General features: G+C 43.9%; 1 pseudogene. It reads left to right on the forward strand.

The window, feature by feature from the left end:
- A pseudogene (locus ACTXGO_RS15785) lies at window positions 1-603 on the forward strand (DNA topoisomerase IB); the annotation flags it as partial.
- Window positions 604-620: the final 17 nt, after the last annotated feature.

Below are 620 nucleotides of genomic sequence, written 5' to 3' on the forward strand. Positions count from 1 at the left end.
CTCGCTTTTGATTTTGTCGGTAAAAGCGCTAAAGAGCATCATATCGAGCTGCAAGACGAGCGCTTGATAGAGATTGTGCAAGCCTGCTCTGAGTTGCCAGGGTATCAGATATTTAAGTATTTAGATGAAAATGGCGATAAACAAGAGGTTGATAGCGGCGATATCAATGACTATTTGCGTGAGCATTTATGCGCTGACAATAACAATAACAATAGCGATGACAGCTGTACCGACAAGCGTTATAGCGCTAAGGATTTTCGCACGTGGATGGCAAGTGTGCTGGCGGCAAGCTTTTTATATGATGAATTGCAAAGTAAAGAGGGCGATGAGATTTTAGCAAGTGCACCTGATAGTAAAGTGCGTCAAGACTTAGTCACGCAGATGGTAAAAGATGTGGCTGATGAGCTGGGCAATACGCCATCTGTTTGCCGCGCATCCTACATTCATCCGCGCGTTATCGAGCAGTTTTTGGCAGGGCAGTTTTATGAGTCGTATAAGCAGGCGCGCCAAGGTCGTAGCAAAAACTTCCAAAGCCAAGACGAAAAAGCTTTACTTAACTTTTTAAAAGCGTCTAACCCTGATGACTTGTCTTCAGCAGCATAAAAATGAGACAGTATGTA

This window comes from Psychrobacter sp. T6-1, from assembly GCF_052258445.1.